This is a genomic window from Bacillus altitudinis 41KF2b, assembly GCF_000691145.1.
Lineage (GTDB): Bacteria > Bacillota > Bacilli > Bacillales > Bacillaceae > Bacillus > Bacillus altitudinis.
Genome location: NZ_ASJC01000003.1, coordinates 186,697 through 207,055 on the forward strand (window position 1 = coordinate 186,697; position 20,359 = coordinate 207,055).

Below are 20,359 nucleotides of genomic sequence, written 5' to 3' on the forward strand. Positions count from 1 at the left end.
AGATATCATATGCCGGGTACTTGAGGTAGGTGACGTTAAAATCGAGAATTCCCGTAGATGAGCGTCCAATTTCCTCCCCTTCAAACCGCACAAAAAAGGACGAGTCCCCTATAGAGACATCGTCCTTTATCAAACAAGCTGTTAAAATATCGAAATGGCTCCTGTTAAAAGAGCAATAAGTGTTGTAAACAGGGCTGTGAGTACGGTCCATAACAGTGCGTACTTTTGCAAATCACCGATATCTTTATTCAGCATACTCACAAGTAGTAATGTGGAAGCCACAAGCGGACTCAGTAAATGGACAGGCTGTCCGATAATAGAGGCGCGCGCAATTTCTACTGGATCAATTCCGTAAGCTGCGCCGGCTTCAGCTAAGATTGGCAGCACCCCGAAATAATACGCATCATTTGAAAGAACAAATGTAAATGGCATACTCGTCAAAGCGACAATGAGTGGAAAAAATGAGCTGTATGAATCTGGAATCATGTAAATAACCAAGTTAGCAATGGACTCCACCATTTTTGTTCCCGAAAAAATGCCTGTGAAAATTCCTGCTGCAAACACAAGGGTAATGACCGTTAAAGCATTTCCTGCATGCGATAAAATCCGCTCACGCTGATCTTCAACTTTTGGATAGTTGATCATAAGCGCAATGACAAAGCCAATGAGAAAGAGTACAGGAATCGGTACGATATCCAATACAAGTGTGACCATGACAGCAATCGTCAGGAAGAAGTTGACCCAAATTAGGTTTGGTCTCTTCATATCTGCAACGCCATCTTCAATTGATGCCGCCAATTCAGGAGAGATCGAGACCTCTTCTTTATACTGAATCTCGGCAACCCCAATGCGCTTCCGTTCTTTTTTTCCAAGAACATACGCTGTAAAAAGGATAAAAAGACCGCCCCCTATCATCGTCGGGAGTAATGGAATGAAGAATTCCGCTGCATCTAAACCAAGTGCAGCAATCGCACGAGTAGCTGGACCGCCCCAAGGCGTCATTCCACTCATAATGCCTAGTGATAATAATGAAATCGTCCCTAAAATCAGTGGGTTCATCCCAATTCTTAAGAAAAGTGGCAGCATAGCTGATACGGTAATCATGTACGTTGTCGTTCCATCACCATCTAATGCAACAAGCATAGACAAAATCGCTACCCCAAAAGCAATTTTGACCGGATCGCCTTTCACAAGACGTAAAATCAGTTTAATCAATGGGTCAAACAATCCAGCATCCAGCATGACACCGAAGAATAAGATGGCAAATAACAATAAAGCAGCAGATGGTGCAACGGTCTTGAGTCCATCAAGCATCATGTCCCCTAATCCGCTATAAAATCCACCAATTAATGCAAAGATGATTGGCACAACGGTTAGAGCCACCACCGGATGCATACGTTTTGTCATAATAAGAAATGTAAAAGTCACGACCATCAAGATCCCTAAAATAGCTAGCACTTCATATCCCTCCATCCTCTTCTTTACACGATCCACAAGCGCCCCTTTTGCACTTGCGGCCCGAAATGTTAGCGCTTTCTATTTCAAGGATATAATAGCTTTTTTTATAATGAAAATATTGATTTTTTCGTCTATTCAATAAATTTTTTTTATAATTAGCCTTGCTGACTTCTTAAAAACTCAATGAATGCTTTCACAACAGACAAATGAAGCGAATCCGGCTGGTACATGAGCCATGTATCTCTTAAAACGGGCTGTCCATCTTTATACGAAAGACCTTTTACAAATAGCTCATCACTTGGTCTGAGGCAAATTTCCGGGACAATGGCATAACCTAAACCATGCTTCACCATCTCTTTTGATGTATCTTGCCTGTCTGTCTCCATTGTCACAAGCGGAGGCATCGTGAACGTCTCCTGCCACCATCTGTTAATCAATCGTTTTAATGAACTATCCGTGTGATAGTCAATGAGCGGCAGTTTCGGAAGGTCCTTTAGCTGTATTTCTGATTTTGAAATGATACAAAGGCGTTCTTTATCAAGCAAAAACCGTTCTCCATTCCAGTCGTAATCTCCTCTTAAAATCCCTAAATGTACACTTGATGTCCCTAATAAATCCATGACTTTTGTGCTCCACCCTGTGTTCACCATAAATTGAACATGTGGATACTGCTTAGAAAACTCTCTTAAAATTTCCGGCAGTTTATATTGAGCAAAGTTACTCGACACCCCTAACCTGATCGTTCCTTTGACCTTTTTTTGCATATTGAGCATGCCATCTTTCGTTTGCTGGAGCTGCTTGAGCATGTCATTTGCGTATTTAGCCAAGTATTCGCCCTCTGATGTAAATTCAATGCCTCGTTTTCTTTTAAAGAAAAGCTTCATGTCAAATTCCTCTTCAAGCTGTTTCAATCGATAACTTAAGGCAGGCTGCGAGACAAATAATTTTTCTGCCGCTTTTGTGATGTTCTTCTCTTCATATAGCACCTTTAAAAACCGCCAGTCTTTCTCATCCATTGTGTGCCCTCCTTTTGACCTTGTTATAAAAATATTTTATCATTTTCTCTTAAAATAATGTATTTAACTTATTTCTTATTATACTTTACCATTTTGATTAGATAAATAGTAACTAAACAATTGAGGGTGAGAGCAATGAGAAAAGTTCCAATCACAATCATGCGAGGCGGTACAAGCAAAGGGGTCTTCATTCAAGCCAATGATGCACCTTACGAACACGATGAGCTCGAAGAATTTCTATTAGACATTATGGGTAGCCCTGACCGGCTGCAAGTTGATGGAATCGGGGGCGGTAATTCTTTAACAAGTAAGGTGGCCATTATCGATAAAGCCACTCGTCCAGATGTGGATGTGAACTATACGTTTGCACAAGTCAGCATCAATGAAAGATTTGTCGACTTTAAAGGAAACTGTGGGAATATCTCATCAGCAGTTGGACCGTATGCCATCATTAAAGGACTTGTCCAAGCAGTTGAGCCTGTCACAACAGTACGTATTCTGAATACCAACACGAATAAAATCATTGTGGCAGAGGTAGAAGTCGAGAACGGAGAAGTAAAATTTGAAGGACAGGCAGAAATTCCAGGAGTGAAAGGAACAGGTTCTCCCATTTATTTATCCTTTGAGAAACCTGAAGGCGCTGTCACAGGTAAAACCTTTCCGACTGGAAACAAAATGGATACGATCCAGACAAAGTTTGGAGAGATTCCGATCTCAATCGTTGACATTGCAAATCCAATCGCCTTTGTCCGTGCCAAAGATATTCAATTAAAAGGAACTGAATTGCCTGAGGAGTTTACAGACGAATTGCTGGATGATTTAGAAGAGATTCGCTCCATCGCTGCTGAAATGTGTCACTTCGCACCAAAAGAACTGGCCACATTACAGTCTCCAGCTGTTCCTAAGCTTGCAATTATTAGCGAGCCTGCTGATTATGTAGATACAAATGGAATATTGAGAAGAGCAGCAGATATGGACATCATCGTTCGGATGCTATCGATGCAAAGACCGCACCAAGCACTTGCCATTACCGGATCTGTCTGTGTGTCAGCCAGCTGTTTCATGGATCAAACGCTTCCGGCACAGCTGTTTGAAGGTCAAGATGATACACTTCGAATTGGTCATCCTGCTGGTATTATGCAAACTGAAATTGATATCTCACAAAACAGAGTGAAAGTCATTCGAACCGCAAGAGAAATTCTAGATGGAGTGGTCTTTACAAAAAAAGACTACATGGTTCAACCTCAAATAAAAAGAGAAGCATAAATGAGACGTCATCTTGTCGACAAAGAGCTAAAATGAACTGATTTTAGCTCTTTTGTCTTTTTTTCAGTGTGAAGATCTTAAAGCAACTCCGTTCTAACATCGAATACAACGGTTTGTCTACACACTCATCGAACAAGAAATTGTCTACTTGGGCGGTGCATCAATATCTCCTGCTGAATGGGCTTTTATATGTCCTTGATCATCTTTTAACTGAATATGACCATAACGGTTCACACCACAGCAAATCCCTTCCTGCCATGTTTGCTTTTCACGATCTAATGAAATACGAAGCGATTGATTCAGCCGATATAATCGTTTGTTATAGAGGGCTATGAGGGCTTCAAATCCTTCCATTTGCCAGCGTGCATGGTATTTTTCAAAGGCCGCTGCCAAATCTTTCACTAGCTGGTCCGCTTTCACCTCAGTCAGTTCTGATAGGCAAACGGTTTTATACGGAACGTGCTCGGGCTTTGTCTCTACATTGATGCCCACACCGATGTAAATGGCGCTGCGGTCTGCTTCAATTAATGTACCAGATACTTTCGCTTCATTAATCAATAGATCATTTGGCCATTTGATCGCCAGCTGATCATCTTTTCTCATGAGTGGTTTGAGTACATCATAAATGGCGAGTGCCGTCAGCGGGGCAATCGTTGATTGGGTGGAGATATCTACTGGCGGTTTTACTGTCATCGTGACAGCCACATTCCCTGTAGGCGTTTCCCACGGTCTGCCAAGCCTGCCTCTTCCTGCTGTCTGCTGCCGGGCATATACAGCAAATGAAGGGGTTTCTCCTTGCTGAATGAGCCTTTTCGCTTCATTATTTGTACTATCAATGGTGTCGTATTGAAAAATCTTCATGTGATCTCCTTTTGTTTCTTCTTCATCTGATTTTTTTATTATAACAAAATGAAGCATCTACCCGTGATTCTTTAATGTCGCTGGGCTTGAAAAGTTTCTTTTTCCTCTTCTGTAAACGGTACAGGGGCACCGGTGTCTTTACTTATTTGCACCATCGTAACAGAGCCTGTAAAACACGGTTCTTGCTGCTCATTTTCTCCTAAATAATGAAGGATGAGGGAGCTTGACCCAACCTTTTCTGGCTTTACATACACACGCAGCCTCTCACCGATCTCCACTTGCTTGATGTAATCACATTGAAGGTTTGCCACGACCGTAATCGTCTCTCTCGCGCGCTTCATTCGTTTATCCACAATTCCTGTTTTTTGAAAGAAGGCAATCCGCGCCTCTTCAAAATACACAAACGGGGTGACATTGTTCATGTGACCAAACATATCCGTTTCTGAAAAACGGACGGTTGTTTCCACATAAAATCGAAACGATGCCCTCCACTCTTCAAACGGTTCTTCAATATATGACGGCAGCCTCATTTGATCCACTCCTTATTCGCAAACAAAACGCCTCTCCCGTATTGGAAGAGGCGTTTGTTATGTTTTTGCATCCAGCCTCTTGTAAACACTCATCATGATTGGCAAGGAGGACTGAATGTGATGTTATTCTGCGTGATCGCTTCCGAAGAAATTACGGAAAGCTTGTAATGTTGTATCTCGGTTAAGTGCTGCAATTGATGTTGTGAGCGGGATTCCTTTCGGACAAGCCTGCACACAGTTTTGAGAGTTCCCACAGTTTGCAAGACCGCCATCACCCATAATTTCTTCTAAGCGGTCAGACTTATTCATTGCACCTGTCGGATGTGCGTTAAATAGACGAACTTGTGAAAGCGGTGCAGGGCCCATAAAGGAAGACTTATCATTCACGTTTGGACAAGCTTCAAGGCAGACACCACATGTCATACATTTTGAAAGCTCATACGCCCATTGACGCTTTTTCTCAGGCATTCTTGGTCCAGGTCCAAGATCATATGTGCCATCGATCGGCACCCATGCTTTGACTTTTTTCAATGAATTGAACATACGGCTTCGATCAACCTGCAAGTCTCTCACAACCGGGAACGTTTTCATCGGCTGAAGACGGATCGGCTGCTCTAACTTGTCAATCAGTGCAGTACATGATTGGCGAGGCGTTCCATTAATGACCATGGAACAAGCGCCACATACTTCTTCAAGACAGTTCATGTCCCAGTTGATCGCCGTTGTTTTTTCACCTTTTTTATTGACCGGATTACGTCTGATTTCCATGAGTGCAGAAATGACGTTCATATTCGGACGGTAAGGGATTTCGAATTCCTCATCATAAGGCTTGCCATCTGCTGTATCTTGACGTGTGATAATAAATTGAATCGTGTTTTTTTCACTCATCTTATTTCTCCACCTTTTTCTTCGAGTAATCTCGTTTACGAGGTGCAATTAACGATACATCGACGTCCTCATAGTGGAATGCAGGTTTTTGGTTCTTCCCTTTGAACGTAGCCATCGTTGTTTTTAGGAATTCTTCATCGTTTCTTTCTGGGAATTCCGGTTTATAGTGTGCGCCTCGGCTTTCATTCCGGTTGTAAGCCCCAATCGTAATGACGCGTGCCAGCTGAAGCATGTTGTCAAGCTGACGCGTGAAGGCAGCGCCTTGGTTGCTCCATGAAGCTGTATCGTTGATGTTAATATGCTTATAGCGCTCCATCAGTTCTTCAATCTTCTGATCTGTTTTTAAGAGCTTCTCGTTGTAACGAACCACTGTCACGTTGTCCGTCATCCATTCTCCAAGCTCTTTATGAAGCACATATGCATTTTCTGTGCCATCCATGCTAAGGATGTTGTCCCATTTCTCCTGCTCTTTCTTCACGGCACTGTCGAATGTTGCAGATGATAAATCTTCTGCAGACTTTTCAAGACCGCTAATGTATTTCACAGCATTTGGTCCAGCAACCATTCCGCCGTAAATCGCAGAAAGCAATGAGTTTGCACCAAGTCTGTTTCCGCCGTGCATAGAGTAATCACATTCTCCTGCAGCAAACAAGCCTTTGATATTCGTCATTTGATCATAATCAACCCATAAGCCGCCCATTGAATAATGAACAGCCGGGAAAATTTTCATCGGAAGCTTACGCGGGTCATCACCCATGAATTTTTCATAGATTTCAATGATTCCACCAAGCTTAATATCAAGCTCTTTTGGATCTTTGTGAGAAAGGTCTAGATACACCATGTTCTCTCCGTTGATGCCAAGCTTTTGCTCCACACATACGTCGAAAATTTCACGCGTTGCAATGTCACGCGGTACAAGGTTCCCGTATGCTGGGTACTTTTCTTCAAGGAAGTACCAAGGTTTTCCGTCTTTATATGTCCAAACACGTCCACCTTCACCACGAGCTGATTCACTCATGAGACGCAGCTTGTCATCTCCTGGGATCGCTGTTGGGTGAATTTGAATGAATTCTCCATTAGCATAATGAGCACCTTGCTGATAAACGATCGATGCAGCTGATCCGGTATTAATCATGGAGTTCGTTGATTTACCGAATACGATACCAGGGCCGCCTGTTGCCATAATGACAGCATCTGAACGGAAGGATTCGATTTCCATTGTCGTCAAGTTCTGTGCGACAATGCCTCGGCATACTTCTTCGTCATCTAAGACAGCGCCAAGGAATTCCCAGCCTTCATATTTCGTCACAAGCCCCGCTACTTCATAGCGGCGAACCTGCTCATCTAGTGCGTATAATAACTGCTGACCTGTTGTCGCACCAGCAAATGCTGTACGGTGGTGCTGTGTTCCCCCGAAACGGCGGAAGTCCAGTAATCCTTCTGGTGTTCTGTTAAACATTACACCCATACGATCAAGTAAGTGGATAATGGACGGCGCTGCTTCACACATTGCCTTTACTGGCGGCTGGTTAGCTAAAAAGTCTCCGCCATATACCGTGTCATCAAAATGCTCATAAGGTGAATCTCCTTCACCTTTTGTATTGACCGCTCCGTTAATTCCGCCCTGTGCACAAACAGAATGCGAACGTTTCACAGGTACGATTGAAAATAGTTTAACAGCTGTTCCCGCTTCTGCTGCTTTGATAGTTGCCATGAGACCAGCTAGGCCGCCTCCGACAACGATGATGCTAGAATTACTCATTGTAGCCCCTCTCCCTCTTCTACTAATCTATTTCCTCTTAAACAAAAGCGAAAATTGCTCTTAGCCCTACATATGAAAGCGCTATAAATATACCTAATGTCACATATGTGGAGATTCTTTGTGAGCGTGGTGAAACTGTAATTCCCCAGCTGACAGCAAATGACCACAAGCCATTAGCAAAGTGGAAAATAGTAGATAAAACGCCGACAATATAGAAACCTAGCATAAATGGAGAGCTTAAAATATTCGCCATCATGTCATAGTTTACTTCAGCTCCAAGCTGCGCTTGAATGCGTGTTTCCCATACGTGCCAAGTGACAAAAATCAATGTGATGATACCTGTAATCCGTTGCAGTCTGAACAACCAGTTTCTTAAGTAACTGAAGCGAGACGTGTTGTTTTGTGCCGTAAAGGCTATGTACACCCCATAAACAGCATGATAGATCAGTGGTAAGAAAATCACGAACAGCTCAAGTGCATATCTGAATGGAAGCTGTTCCATAAAGTGTGCAGCTTTGTTAAACGCCTCTGGTCCATTCGTCGCAAAGTGGTTAATCACTAAGTGCTGTACTAAAAATAGACCGACCGGAATGACGCCAAGCAAAGAATGCAATCTCCGATAAAAAAATTCTTTGTTCCCCGACATTACTTTACCCCCTAGTAAAAAAAGTGCAATTGCTTGAAAATTGTCTTACCCCCGCTTCTTTCAATTGTAAGCACTTTATTCAAATTTATTGACAATTTCATTTTACTCCTATGTCAAAAAAGCGTCAAGAAACCGCGTACATAAATTAAAATTTTCCGAAATTTAAAAGTTTTAAATCAAAATTCGTTTTACTACAATAAGAATTTCTTAGACTTCAGGGAAAACTCTGTCATCATATGCCCACATAAGCTATAATAAATTGTTGAAAGAGGGGAGCCATACAATGAATAAATTCGAATCTAACTTAGAACAGCTAAAAGAAATTGAAGTCAATGGATTTGCCTACGAGCTGATACGCGAAGTTCTGCTGCCTGACATTCTTGGTCAGGATCATTCATCTATGATGTATTTTGCGGGTAAGCTACTTGCTCGTAAATTTCCTCAAGAGTCATGGGAGAAGATCCCCGAATTTTTCCATGATGCCGGATGGGGAACTCTCACGATGGTCCATTCTAAAAAACAGGAAATTGAGTTTGAGCTCGAAGGTCCACTTGTATCGAATCGACTCAGCTATCAAAAGGAGCCATGCTTTCAAATGGAAGCAGGTTTTATCGCTGAACAGATTCAGCTGCTCAATGAGCATGTGGCTGAATCCTATGAACAAGTAAAAAAGCGTGCTGATAAAGTCATTTTGACCGTTAAATGGGATTTAAGAGACCCTAGCTAACACTGCTTCTGAAAGGCGATGACTTCGTGTCACGCCTTTTTTATATCCCCTTCTATCATAGCACAGTTGGCGTACCGGTTTACGCATGTTTTTCTTTCTTCATATGCTGATGATTTCCAATATAAAAAAGAGGTGTATCCTTTCATGGGATACACCTTTCAGATTGTTGTCAAAGGGCTAAAATGAACTTTATTTTAGCTCTTTGTCTTCTTTTCAGCGTGACAGAAAACCTTTGCAGTCTAGGAAAGACGAGTACTGGAGCGGAGCGAATTTGGCATTCGTGAGCACCAGAGCGCAGGACTGACAAAGAATGCGAGGGTTTGTCTACACGCTGAGAGGTGTATCTTTTCATGGGATACACCTCTTTTGAAGATTTAAGAATGAGCAGCGGCGCTCACCTTTGATAATTCAAACGCATCATGAAGGGCTTCTACAGCTTTCACCATATCTTCACGATCAACGACTGTTGAGACTTTAATCTCAGACGTACTGACCATTTTCACTTGAATGTCTTTTTGAGCTAACACAGCGAACATTTCAGCCGCAACGCCTGGGTTTGAAACCATACCAGAACCCACGATGGATACTTTGGCTAATTTGCTTTCTGTCTCGATCTGCTCATAGCCAAGCGCTCCTTTATATTCTTCTAATACTTCAACTGTTTTAGACAAATCATCCGTTTTCACAGAGAAAGAGATGGAGGTCTGATTGGTGCTTGTGACAGACTGAATGATGATATCGACATTGATATTTTGCTTTGCAAGTGTCGTAAAAATCGTCGATAGCGTTGTTAAACCGCTTGAAAGGCCGCATACCGTCACGCGTGTCATCTGATCTTCAAATGCAATGCCTCTTACAACTAAATTTTGTTCCATGGATGATTCCTCCTCAATTAACGTACCCGATTCATTTTCAATACTAGAACGGACTTCTAGTGGGATTTGATAATTTTTCGCAAATTCGACCGCTCGCGGATGCAGCACACCTGCTCCTAAATTGGCTAACTCAAGCATTTCATCGTATGAAATTCCTGCAAGTTTTCGCGCAGACGGTACATAACGAGGATCTGTTGTAAACACACCTGGTACGTCCGTATAAATATCACATTTGTCCGCTTTGAGTGCCGCAGCTAGTGCCACTGCTGTCGTATCTGATCCACCACGCCCAAGTGTTGTAATATGTAGATCATCCGCAATTCCTTGGAAACCTGCTACAACGACGACTTTTCCCGCACTCAGTTCTTCTTTGATTCTTGCTTCATCGATGTCCACGATTCTTGCATTTCCGTGCACCTTCTCTGTTTTCACCCCAGCTTGCCAGCCTGTAAAGGAAATGGCATCATAACCTTTTGCTTGCAGTGCCATCGCTAATAATGAAATGGTCACCTGCTCACCAGTTGTCAGTAGCATATCCATTTCTCTTTTGCTTGGATCATCTGTGAGTTCTTTCGCTAGGTCTACTAGAACATCCGTTGATTTGCCCATCGCAGACACAACCACGACCACATCATTTCCTGCCTCGCGTTCAGCGATGACTCTCTCTGCGACATTGCGAATTTTTTCTGTCGATCCAACAGATGTTCCACCAAATTTTTGTACAATTAGTCCCATGTCTACCACCCTTTTTCAAAAGATCACGTGTGAGAGAAGAGGCTGCGGAGACTGCTCTGTTCACTGCAAATAAAAAAGCAATGAGAGAACAAATCTCCCATTGCTTTAAAATCATCATCAAACGATGCAAACAATGAGATAGCCCTCCAAGAAATACATTCTTGACAGCCCTACATTTCTTCAATGTACAGCCAGCGAATAAAATGAGTGGATTTTATTCACTTCGGCGACGCTCCCCTTTCAGCCCTCTTCCTAGATCCCCTCGATCTCTGAAGGCTTACTCTTGAAGTTCGCACCTCTATCTTCAACAAACAACACGTTCATTTATTAAATTAGTCACATCTTAACAGACTTTTGGAAAAAGTACAATCTATTTTTTTAACGCCTCCATTAAAAGTTCAGCCGTTTGTTTCGGAATACCAGCGTCCTGAAAATCCTGGATAGAGGCTTCTTTCATCTTTTTCACAGAGCCAAAATGTTTCAGCAACTGCTTTTTGCGCTTTTCCCCGATACCTGGGACATCGTCTAGAATAGACTGGAATGCATTCTTCCCTCGCAGCTGCCGGTGAAAACTAATCGCAAATCGGTGCACTTCATCTTGAATACGCTGCAATAAATAAAAGGCCTGACTATTCCGCTCGAGCGCAACAATTTCAAGCGTATCACCCATCATCAGATTCGATGTCCTGTGTTTTTCATCTTTCACTAGACCTGCCACAGGAACAGACAGATTTAATTCATTTTCGAGCACATCTATGGCTGCGTTGATCTGTCCTTTTCCTCCATCGATTAAAATCAAGTCAGGAAGCGGCAGTTCATCCTTTAACACCCGGGTATACCGCCTTCTAATGACTTCACGCATGGAGGCATAATCATCGGGGCCCTCAACGGTTTTAATTTTGTATTTTCGGTATTCCTTTTTATACGGCTTCCCGTCTTGGAAGACAACCATAGCGGATACGGGGTCTGCTCCTTGGATATTGGAGTTATCAAAAGCCTCAATCCGGTATGGCATATAAATATTGAGTGCATCTCCAAGCTGTTTCACTGCACCAATTGTCCGTTCTTCATCACGCTCTATAAGCGAGAACTTTTCTTTGAGAGCGATTTTGGCGTTTTGGTGGGCGAGTAAAAGCAAATCCTTCTTCTTTCCTTTTTTCGGCTGATGAACATTCGTTTCAAGCAATTGCTCAATCATCTCTTGATCTACGCTGTCCGGCACCAAAATTTCTTTCGGCAGAAAATGGTTGTTCTTTTCATAAAACTGCCCCATAAACGTGAGAAATTCTTCCTCAGGGTCTTGATACATCGGAAATAGGCTGACATCACGTTCGATTAATTTCCCCTGTCTGATGAAGAAGACTTGGACACACATCCAGCCCTTATCATAAGCATAGGCAAACACATCACGATCGGATAAGTCACTCATCGTCATCTTTTGCTTTTCCATCGTTGAGTCAATGTATGCGATTTGATCTCTCAGCTCTTTTGCCCGCTCAAATTCTAATTGTTCGGCCGCTTCTTGCATCTTTTCTGTTAATTCTTTCTTGATTTGCTGATGCCCTCCATTTAGAAACCTTGTGATTTCGTCGACGAGCTGTTTATTCGTTTCTTCAGAAATGTCATACACACACGGAGCAAGACATTGCCCAAGATGATAATAAAGACAGACTCGGTCAGGGAGTGTCGCACATTTTCTAAGTGGATATAAACGGTCGAGCAGCTTTTTCGTTTCTCTTGCTGCTTGTACGTTCGGATATGGACCGAAGTATTTCCCTTTATCCTTTTTCACATTGCGGGTGACAATCAGCTTAGGGTGACGTTCATTCGTAATTTTAATAAAAGGGTACGTTTTGTCATCCTTGAGCATGACATTGTATTTCGGGTCATATTTTTTGATTAAATTCAGCTCTAAAATAAGTGCCTCAATATTTGAAGAGGTGACAATGTATTCAAAGTCTTCGATTTCACTGACAAGCCGCTGCGTTTTGGCATCATGAGATCCTGTAAAATAAGAGCGGACCCTATTTTTTAATACCTTTGCCTTTCCCACATAAATGATCGTATTTTGTCTATCTTTCATTAAGTAACAGCCTGGTTGATCAGGTAAGACTGACAGCTTTTCTTTGATCAATTTGTTCATATTTTCATCCGTCCTTGTTTTCCTCTTTCACTCCTTCTAGTGTATCACGAACATTTGTTTTATACCACGATGAAAGAAAAGCGGCTCTCGACTATACGAGAACCGCTTTTGAGATCATGCCACGTGGGCATAGATCGGTTTATAGATGTTTGTTTACTAGCTCAGCTAGTGCTTCTTTTGGTTTGAAACCAACAGACGTTTCGACGACTTCACCGTCTTTTAAAACAAGAAGTGTTGGGATACTCATAACGCCGTATTTACCAGCAGTTTCTTGGTTATCATCCACATCAATTTTTACAATTTTCATTTTATCGCCCATTTCTTGATCAAGTTCTTCAAGAACTGGAGCAATCATTTTACAAGGTCCGCACCAAGGTGCCCAAAAGTCTGCAAGAACAACACCTTCTGCAGTTTCTTGTGAAAATGTTGCGTCAGTAGCTTTTACGATTGCCATTATTCATTCCTCCAATGTAAATTATGCTTTTTAGTATAGCATCTACCAATGTGACTTGCGAATGAAATGCTTACGAATCATTTTTTATGAAATGAATTAAAAAACAAACCGTATAATCGCACCAATAACAACAATCGCACCGATGATCATCAGAATGGTTCTAAGCATATGACATGACTCCCTTTCCGCTTCATTTACAATGTATGATGCCCCAACATTCTTCTCATCAAACATTGAAATATGCGATCAAGCCAGATCGACGGTCAACATGACAACCGACATAGGCGGCAGATCAATAGTCAGCTCGCCGTGCTTAACAGCAAATTGCCGAAAGTCCGCAGGCTGAACGGAATGAGGATCATCGAACGTGTTGTGCGCATTCATCCGATCAGCAGTCAGCACACGGCCATTGACCTTCGTTTTTGCATCGATTCCCTCTATCGCAAGAGATACGTCTGTTTTTTCATGAGGATTCACATGACATAAACTAATATGCATCTTGTCAGATGACCGCGAGGCTGACACACTGACTTGAGGGATTTTTTCACCCCGGCGTTCATACGAAGGAGCATTCAATTCTACTTCAAGCGCTTCTTCTTCTTGATGCACTTGAAACATGTGAAATACGTGATAGGTAGGTGTCAGGAGCATCTTTTCGTCCTGTGTTAACACCATCGCTTGCAGCACATTGACGGTCTGGGCAATATTCGCCATATGAATCCGCTGGCAATGGCGATGAAAAATATGAAAATGCAAGGCACAGACTAGAGCATCTCTTAATGTGTTTTGCTGATACAAAAACCCTGGATTTGTCCCCGGTTCTGGATCATACCATGTCCCCCATTCATCAATAATCATCCCGATTCGCTTGTCTGGGTCATAACGATCCATGATCTCTCCGTGATCTACAACAAGCCGCTCCATTTCAGACGCCTTTTTCAGCGTTGTAAACCACTCATCCTCATCAAAATCGGTCGCTGACCCTTTCTTCTCCCATGTTCCTGGGACCGTATAGTAATGCAAACTGAGCCCATCCATCCAAGGCGCTGCACGCTCCATTAATACTTTTGTCCAATTCACATCATTTGAATTCGCACCGCATGCAATTTTGTAAATGCGCTGACCAGCAAATTCTCTCACATACGTTTGGTAGCGTTTATATAAGTCTGCATAATACTCTGGCGTCATATTTCCACCACATCCCCAGCTTTCATTGCCTACACCAACATACGTCAGCTCCCACGGTTCTTGTTTTCCATTTTGAATCCGCCAATCCGACATAGGTGTCCCTTTAGGAAATGTGATATATTCAATCCATTCTGCTAATTCTTGAACAGAACCGCTTCCAACGTTTCCACAAATATAAGGCTCACATTCAAGTAATTCACACAGTCTCATAAATTCATGTGTACCAAACGCATTTGATTCAACGGTGCCACCCCAATGAGTATTCACCATCGGCTTTCGTTCACTCAGATCACCGACGCCGTTTGCCCAATGATACTCGTCTGCAAAACAGCCACCCGGCCACCTAAGCACTGGGATATGTAATGCTTGAAGGGCCTTTAGCACATCAGTACGAATCCCTTCAACATGATCAATCTCTGAATCTCTCCCTACCCAAATTCCGTCATAAATTCCTCTTCCTAAATGCTCTTGAAAGTGTCCATAGATGTGTTTAGAAATGCGTCCAATCACTTCATTGACTTTTACTGTCCCATTCACTTGTAAACCGCTCCTTTGTTTCGTGATGACATACAAAAAAACCCAGAATACCTAGGCATTCTGAGTGTATGAGCGTTAAGAATGGATATTCATCTTTTTTAACTCTTCATTTAAAAGCGGAACGACTTCGAATAAGTCACCGACAATTCCGTAATCGGCAATTTTGAAGATTTCAGCTTCAGGGTCTTTGTTGATCGCAACAATAACTTTACTGTTGGACATACCGGCTAAATGCTGAATAGCTCCTGAAATTCCGCAGGCAATATAAAGGTCAGGTGTAACGACTTTACCGGTTTGACCAATTTGCAGGGCATAATCGCAGTAGTGAGCGTCACATGCACCACGCGAGGCACCGACTGCTGCGCCGAGTGTTTGGGCAAGTTCTTTCAGCGGTTCAAAGCCTTCTTTGCTTTTAACTCCTCGTCCTCCTGCGACAATGACCTTCGCTTCAGATAAATCTACACCTTCTGATGTTTTTTTAATGACTTCCTTCACGATTGTTCTTAGGTTTTGAATATCGACAGAAACTGGCGTCACTTCTCCGCTGCGTGACGCATCACGCTCCAGCGGTGCCACGTTGTTTGGGCGGATAGTAGCCAAAAGCAGACGATCTGTTGAAATGACTTTTTCAAAAGCTTTTCCTGAATAAATCGGTCTAGTGAAAACAAGGTGTTCACCGGTAACGCTTACATCTATTGCATCTGAAATTAAGCCTGTTTGCAGGCGCGCAGCTATTTTGGGTGACAAGTCTTTTCCGATCGATGTATGACCGAAGAGCACTGCATCAGGATTGACTTGATCTAATATTGCCTGAAGCGCCTGCGCAAAACCATCAGACGTATAATAAGAAAGATGCGGGTGCTCGACGAGCATCACATGATCCGCTCCATAATAAAGCAGTTCATCCGCTTGATCTTTGACGTGATCCCCTATTAAAACGCCAATTACTTCACCGCCATCAGCCACCTCGTGAGCGGCAGCAATCGCTTCAAATGTCACATTTCTTAATTTACCGTCACGACTTTCTCCAAGTACAACAACTTTTTTACTCATCCTATAAGCTCCCCCTTGTTCTCGTGATATCGTAAAGTGGATGTTTAGATGACTTTTGCTTCATTTCTTAGCAGGTCTGTCAGTTCCTTGACCTGATCCTGAAGCTCGCCGCTCAGCACCTTGCCACCCTCTTTTTTCTCCGGTAAGAAACGTTCGATTGTTTTGATTTTAAATGGCACATCGTCTTCATCTAGATCTAGATCGTCTAATTCCAGTTCTTCTAAAGGCTTTTTCTTTGCCTTCATGATTCCTGGTAACGATGGATAACGAGGCTCATTGAGACCTTGCTGCGCGGTGACCACTAGCGGAAGCTCGGCAGAAATCACTTCCACATCTCCCTCTGCATCTCGTTCAATTGAAGCTGAGCCGCCGTCGATTTGAATACTTGTAATGGTTGTGACATATGGAAAACCGAGTAATTCAGCAAGACGCGGGGCCACCTGTCCAGACCCGCCGTCAATCGCTACATTCCCTGCTAAGATCAAGGAAGCTTCTTTATCCTTGAAATAGTGATATAGAATTGTAGAAGCGGAAAATTGATCCCACTCCTCCAAATCATCTTCAACATTTAATAAAACGGCTTGATCGCAGCCCATTGCAAGTGCTGTTCTAAGCTGTTTCTCCGCATCTTCATTGCCAACTGTCACGACTGTTACTTCTCCCCCGTGCTCATCCCGAAGCTGAATCGCTTCTTCAATTGCGTACTCATCATAAGGATTAATAATGAACTCTGCCCCATCTTCTTGAATAGCACCAGACTGAATAGAGATTTTCTCTTCCGTGTCAAACGTACGCTTCATTAAAACAAAAATATTCATTCATTTCTCCCCCTTGTGTCGTACTAATCCCTTATTCCCCTTTAAAATTCGGTTTACGCTTTTCGATAAAAGCTTGGATGCCTTCTTTGGCATCATTCGACTGGAACACCTCACCAAACTTTTTGGCTTCCAGCTTCATTCCGCCATCATATGAGTACACTTTTGTCGCATTCAATAACTCAAGCACATACTCAAGCGTTTTAGGGCTTTTCGCTGCAAATTTCGCCGCCAATGTTTTGGCTGTTTCCAGCGCTTCGTCCTCTGTTTCCGCAAGTTTTGAAACAAGTCCGCAGGCAAATGCTTCTTCTCCTGTAATTGGCTCAGCTGTTCCCATCATTTCAAGTGCTTTAGCTGATCCAACGTAGCGAGGCAGGCGCTGCGTTCCGCCGAATCCTGGGATAATACCGAGATTTAATTCCGGCAGTCCCAGCTTTGCATCTTTTGTGGCGATTCGAATATCACACGACATCGCCAGCTCAAGCCCGCCGCCTAATGCTGCCCCGTGAATGGAAGCAATCACCGGTTTTGGACATTGTTCAATTCGTTCAAACACTTGCTGTCCTCTGTCTGCAAGGCTGGCATAATCAGATTCTTCCTGCAAGGTCGTAAATTCTTTAATATCAGCACCTGCTGAGAAAAATCTACCTTCTCCATGAATGACAATAGCTCTCACTTCACTGTTTTGTTCAAGCTGATCAAACATGTCGTTGAGTTCAGTGAGAAGCTGAGAGGATAAGGCATTTGCAGGCGGGTGTTGAATCGTGATGAGTGCTGTCTGTTCGTCTTGGTGTAAGCTAAGTATTTTTTCCATGTCAATCATCCTTTTTCAATTGTCTTTAAGATTGATGTATTCCGTTTAAGAGAAGATCATGTACACTTTCTGCGAGTGCTGGCAGGTCATACTTTTGATCATTCATGACCCATGTTGTAGCGGTTTCATCAATCGTCCCAAATACCATTTGTCTCGCTAAGCGGACATCTAGATTTTGTCTAAATTCTCCTGTCTTCTTTCCCTCGGTTAAAATGGAGTCTAGCATATTTAAATACCCTTTCAGCACCTCATTGATTTTTTGGCGCAGTTCAAGGTTTGACTGCCTGAGTTCAAGCTGTGTCACAAGGGCCAAATGATGGTCTTGCGATAGCAGGCGAAAGTGTTCTCGAATGAGGAGAAGAAGCTTTTCTTTCGCAGACGGTTTCTTTTGAATATCGTTTTCCATCCGTTCGATGAATTGTCCCATTTTTTCTTTAAACAACGAGATCAGAATATCCTCTTTGTTTTTGAAATAGAGATAAATGGTTCCGTCTGCTACTCCTGCTTGTTTGGCAATCTTTGAAACTTGTGATTGATGGTAGCCGTTCTCTGCAATCACCACAACGGCTGCATCAATAATTTGCATGTACTTCGGTCTTTTCTGCTTCAATGTGCTTCGTCCCTTTCTAAATTGAATGAGCATTCATTCATAACTTTATGTTAAAAAGAAACGAGTGATTTGTCAAGTGATGTTCTTCTTTCTTTTCAACCTTTAGCATACCAGAGCAGACACGTACAATTCAAATCATCCGGCCGCTTGACCGGATGATGCTGGTTCATTCTCTCATTGATCGACTGGTTCTTCTGTTGAAGATGATTGCTTTCTTTTTTCTTCTTCAATTAACACTCTGCGCAAGATTTTCCCTACAGCCGTTTTAGGCAGTGATTCCTTAAATTCGTAGACACGCGGCACTTTAAATGAGGCAATTCTTGTTCTAACAAAACGATCCAGTTCATCCTCTGTTACATAGGCATCCTTTTTCGGGACAACAAAGGCTTTTACTGTTTCCCCTCTATACGGATCTGGAATACCCGCCACAACCACTTCTTGTACAAGCTCATGCTCATAAAGGGCTTCTTCAACCTCTCTTGGGTAAATATTATAGCCGCTCGCGATGATGACATCTTTTTTCCGGTCTACGATATAGAAAAAACCATCCTCATCCATATACCCAATGTCTCCTGTGAAAAACCAGCCGTCTCTTAACACTGCCGCTGTCTCATCCGGCTGATTCCAGTACCCTTTCATGATTTGAGGACCTTTGACGATAATCTCTCCATGCTCATATGGCGCTTTGAGTCCACCCGTTTCTTCACAATAAATACCGGCATCCGTATTCGGCCAAGGGCACCCGATACTTCCTATTTTGTTCGCTCCCCATAAGAAATTGGCATGAGTGACAGGAGAAGTTTCTGAAAGTCCATATCCCTCCACCAGCCTTCCTCCTGTTAGTTTTTCAAAACTCTGTTTGACTTCAACAGGAAGAGCGGCCGATCCGCTTAAGCATGCCGTGATGGATGATAGGTCATACTTCTCAATATTCGGATGATGAAGCAGGGCAATATACATCGTTGGTGCTCCTGGGAACAGCGTCGGTTTCTGTTTTTCAATAGTCTTCAAGGCATCCGCTGCATCAAAACGCGGAAGAAGAATCATTTGATGACCTTCTTTGACTGCAAGGTTTAGCACGGTCGTCATGCCGTATACATGAAAGAACGGAATGATCCCTAGAATCCGTTCTTTTCCACGGTTCGTTTTATACATCCAGGATGCACACATTTCTGTATTGGCTACTATATTTTCGTGTGTGAGCATGACTCCTTTTGGTAAACCGGTCGTTCCGCCTGTATATTGCAAAACTGCGACATCCTCTTTCGGTTGAAAGGATATTTGCGGAATCTGTTCTCCTGACGACTCTTTCATGATCTGTGAGAAATGATGAATGGAATCACTCTTCTCCACTTGGATGACCATGTTGTTTTTCCTTCGCTGGACAATCGGAAACAATATGTTTTTCGGAAATGGCAAGTAATCTTGTAATTTTGTGATGATCAAATGTTCCATACTTGTCAGCGCTTTCATTTTATAGGCCTTTGGATACAGTAGATCGAGAGTGATCAGCACCTTAGAGCCGCTGTCCTCCATTTGATATTCCAGTTCTTTCTCCGTATAAAGCGGATTGGTTTGAACGACAATGCCGCCTGCTATTAAAACCGCATAATAAGAAATCACCGATTGCGGGCAGTTTGGCAGCATAATCGCTACTCTGTCGCCTTTTTTGACACCGATGTCAATCAAGTGACTGGCTAATTTCAGCGCATCTTCTTGTAACTGCTGGTAGGTGATGTTTTTTCCTAAAAAATGAATGGCTGTATGCTCAGGTGCTGCCTCTGCGGAGCTGAATAAGTAAGATTGCAATGTTTCATTTGGGATGGTGAGTTCGTGGGGAATTTGATTCGGGTAATGCAGAAGCCATCGTTTATCTGACTGCATAAAAACCCTCCTTCCTGAACTTTCGTACTATTTTATTATAGCAAACTTTTCCTTATGGCAGTTTGCTTTTTTCAAATCGAGCTCGTTCTATGGCACA

The 20,359-nt window shown here is 42.7% G+C and carries 18 protein-coding genes and 1 riboswitch; of the genes, 2 read left to right on the forward strand and 16 right to left on the reverse strand.

Translation table 11 applies throughout. The features are described 5' to 3' along the window. Nucleotides 1–141: 141 nt before the first annotated feature. The gene (locus tag BA79_RS07230; protein WP_017358236.1) at nucleotides 142–1,458 is read right to left on the reverse strand and encodes a CitMHS family transporter; all 1,317 of its coding nucleotides are present in this window, start codon (nucleotides 1,456–1,458) and stop codon (nucleotides 142–144) included. Nucleotides 1,459–1,613: 155 nt separating this feature from the next. Then, entirely contained in the window at nucleotides 1,614–2,474 is an 861-nt protein-coding gene (locus BA79_RS07235; RefSeq protein ID WP_007501609.1) for a LysR family transcriptional regulator, read from the reverse strand. Nucleotides 2,475–2,609: 135 nt separating this feature from the next. Between BA79_RS07235 and BA79_RS07240 the strand changes: the two genes are divergently transcribed. After that, nucleotides 2,610–3,740, forward strand: coding sequence for a 2-methylaconitate cis-trans isomerase PrpF family protein (locus BA79_RS07240; protein ID WP_035701937.1), 1,131 nt, complete (start codon nucleotides 2,610–2,612; stop codon nucleotides 3,738–3,740). Between the two features lie 144 nt (nucleotides 3,741–3,884). Here BA79_RS07240 and BA79_RS07245 read toward each other — a convergent pair whose 3' ends face one another. The 5 genes from BA79_RS07245 to BA79_RS07265 form a co-directional block, all read right to left on the reverse strand. After that, nucleotides 3,885–4,601: a biotin--[acetyl-CoA-carboxylase] ligase gene (locus tag BA79_RS07245; RefSeq protein ID WP_035702183.1), complete on the reverse strand. Its 717-nt coding sequence runs from the start codon at nucleotides 4,599–4,601 to the stop codon at nucleotides 3,885–3,887. 71 nt (nucleotides 4,602–4,672) lie between these two features. Next, complete coding sequence (locus BA79_RS07250; RefSeq protein ID WP_007501614.1) at nucleotides 4,673–5,131, reverse strand: acyl-CoA thioesterase; 459 nt, start codon at nucleotides 5,129–5,131, stop codon at nucleotides 4,673–4,675. Between the two features lie 123 nt (nucleotides 5,132–5,254). Next, entirely contained in the window at nucleotides 5,255–6,019 is a 765-nt protein-coding gene (gene sdhB / locus BA79_RS07255) for a succinate dehydrogenase iron-sulfur subunit (protein ID WP_008345969.1), read from the reverse strand. 1 nt (nucleotide 6,020) lies between these two features. Beyond that, nucleotides 6,021–7,781 (reverse strand): succinate dehydrogenase flavoprotein subunit, encoded by a 1,761-nt coding sequence (gene sdhA, locus BA79_RS07260; RefSeq protein WP_008345971.1) that lies wholly within the window; start codon nucleotides 7,779–7,781, stop codon nucleotides 6,021–6,023. A 37-nt stretch (nucleotides 7,782–7,818) separates the two neighbouring features. Further along, entirely contained in the window at nucleotides 7,819–8,427 is a 609-nt protein-coding gene (locus BA79_RS07265; RefSeq protein ID WP_007501622.1) for a succinate dehydrogenase cytochrome b558 subunit, read from the reverse strand. A 283-nt stretch (nucleotides 8,428–8,710) separates the two neighbouring features. Between BA79_RS07265 and BA79_RS07270 the strand changes: the two genes are divergently transcribed. Further along, complete coding sequence (locus BA79_RS07270) at nucleotides 8,711–9,154, forward strand: YslB family protein (RefSeq protein ID WP_008345974.1); 444 nt, start codon at nucleotides 8,711–8,713, stop codon at nucleotides 9,152–9,154. A gap of 374 nt (nucleotides 9,155–9,528) precedes the next feature. Here the strand turns inward: BA79_RS07270 and BA79_RS07275 are convergent, their stop codons facing one another. The 9 genes from BA79_RS07275 to BA79_RS07315 all read right to left on the reverse strand — a co-directional run bounded on the left by BA79_RS07275 (nucleotide 9,529) and on the right by BA79_RS07315 (nucleotide 20,262). Further along, nucleotides 9,529–10,764 (reverse strand): aspartate kinase, encoded by a 1,236-nt coding sequence (locus BA79_RS07275; protein ID WP_035701939.1) that lies wholly within the window; start codon nucleotides 10,762–10,764, stop codon nucleotides 9,529–9,531. Nucleotides 10,765–10,895: 131 nt separating this feature from the next. After that, a riboswitch (Lysine riboswitch) is annotated at nucleotides 10,896–11,073 on the reverse strand. Between the two features lie 61 nt (nucleotides 11,074–11,134). After that, nucleotides 11,135–12,907: an excinuclease ABC subunit UvrC gene (uvrC, locus tag BA79_RS07280; protein WP_007501627.1), complete on the reverse strand. Its 1,773-nt coding sequence runs from the start codon at nucleotides 12,905–12,907 to the stop codon at nucleotides 11,135–11,137. 139 nt (nucleotides 12,908–13,046) lie between these two features. Next, nucleotides 13,047–13,361, reverse strand: a complete 315-nt coding sequence (gene trxA / locus BA79_RS07285) for a thioredoxin (RefSeq protein ID WP_007501629.1) — start codon at nucleotides 13,359–13,361, stop codon at nucleotides 13,047–13,049. A 246-nt stretch (nucleotides 13,362–13,607) separates the two neighbouring features. Next, nucleotides 13,608–15,086 (reverse strand): alpha-N-arabinofuranosidase, encoded by a 1,479-nt coding sequence (locus BA79_RS07290; RefSeq protein ID WP_008345980.1) that lies wholly within the window; start codon nucleotides 15,084–15,086, stop codon nucleotides 13,608–13,610. Between the two features lie 75 nt (nucleotides 15,087–15,161). After that, a complete protein-coding gene (locus BA79_RS07295) occupies nucleotides 15,162–16,139 on the reverse strand; it encodes an electron transfer flavoprotein subunit alpha/FixB family protein (protein ID WP_008345982.1) in 978 nt (325 codons plus the stop codon). A 44-nt stretch (nucleotides 16,140–16,183) separates the two neighbouring features. Next, the gene (locus BA79_RS07300; RefSeq protein ID WP_007501632.1) at nucleotides 16,184–16,957 is read right to left on the reverse strand and encodes an electron transfer flavoprotein subunit beta/FixA family protein; all 774 of its coding nucleotides are present in this window, start codon (nucleotides 16,955–16,957) and stop codon (nucleotides 16,184–16,186) included. A 31-nt stretch (nucleotides 16,958–16,988) separates the two neighbouring features. Next, nucleotides 16,989–17,768 (reverse strand): enoyl-CoA hydratase, encoded by a 780-nt coding sequence (locus tag BA79_RS07305; protein WP_035701941.1) that lies wholly within the window; start codon nucleotides 17,766–17,768, stop codon nucleotides 16,989–16,991. Between the two features lie 25 nt (nucleotides 17,769–17,793). Beyond that, nucleotides 17,794–18,378: a fatty acid metabolism transcriptional regulator FadR gene (gene fadR, locus BA79_RS07310; protein WP_017367816.1), complete on the reverse strand. Its 585-nt coding sequence runs from the start codon at nucleotides 18,376–18,378 to the stop codon at nucleotides 17,794–17,796. A gap of 174 nt (nucleotides 18,379–18,552) precedes the next feature. After that, complete coding sequence (locus tag BA79_RS07315) at nucleotides 18,553–20,262, reverse strand: AMP-binding protein (protein ID WP_008345988.1); 1,710 nt, start codon at nucleotides 20,260–20,262, stop codon at nucleotides 18,553–18,555. Nucleotides 20,263–20,359 lie beyond the last annotated feature (97 nt).

Bases quoted from the DNA above. Each gene is read 5' to 3' on its own strand.
- sdhB (WP_008345969.1), bottom strand. From the start codon at position 6,019: ATGAGTGAAAAAAACACGATTCAATTTATTATCACACGTCAAGATACA.
- BA79_RS07245 (WP_035702183.1), bottom strand. From the start codon at position 4,601: ATGAAGATTTTTCAATACGACACCATTGATAGTACAAATAATGAAGCG.
- BA79_RS07240 (WP_035701937.1), top strand. From the start codon at position 2,610: ATGAGAAAAGTTCCAATCACAATCATGCGAGGCGGTACAAGCAAAGGG.
- BA79_RS07250 (WP_007501614.1), bottom strand. From the start codon at position 5,131: ATGAGGCTGCCGTCATATATTGAAGAACCGTTTGAAGAGTGGAGGGCA.
- uvrC (WP_007501627.1), bottom strand. From the start codon at position 12,907: ATGAACAAATTGATCAAAGAAAAGCTGTCAGTCTTACCTGATCAACCA.
- BA79_RS07235 (WP_007501609.1), bottom strand. From the start codon at position 2,474: ATGGATGAGAAAGACTGGCGGTTTTTAAAGGTGCTATATGAAGAGAAG.
- trxA (WP_007501629.1), bottom strand. From the start codon at position 13,361: ATGGCAATCGTAAAAGCTACTGACGCAACATTTTCACAAGAAACTGCA.
- sdhA (WP_008345971.1), bottom strand. From the start codon at position 7,781: ATGAGTAATTCTAGCATCATCGTTGTCGGAGGCGGCCTAGCTGGTCTC.
- BA79_RS07300 (WP_007501632.1), bottom strand. From the start codon at position 16,957: ATGAATATTTTTGTTTTAATGAAGCGTACGTTTGACACGGAAGAGAAA.
- BA79_RS07270 (WP_008345974.1), top strand. From the start codon at position 8,711: ATGAATAAATTCGAATCTAACTTAGAACAGCTAAAAGAAATTGAAGTC.
- BA79_RS07275 (WP_035701939.1), bottom strand. From the start codon at position 10,764: ATGGGACTAATTGTACAAAAATTTGGTGGAACATCTGTTGGATCGACA.
- BA79_RS07295 (WP_008345982.1), bottom strand. From the start codon at position 16,139: ATGAGTAAAAAAGTTGTTGTACTTGGAGAAAGTCGTGACGGTAAATTA.
- BA79_RS07315 (WP_008345988.1), bottom strand. From the start codon at position 20,262: ATGCAGTCAGATAAACGATGGCTTCTGCATTACCCGAATCAAATTCCC.
- BA79_RS07305 (WP_035701941.1), bottom strand. From the start codon at position 17,768: ATGGAAAAAATACTTAGCTTACACCAAGACGAACAGACAGCACTCATC.
- BA79_RS07265 (WP_007501622.1), bottom strand. From the start codon at position 8,427: ATGTCGGGGAACAAAGAATTTTTTTATCGGAGATTGCATTCTTTGCTT.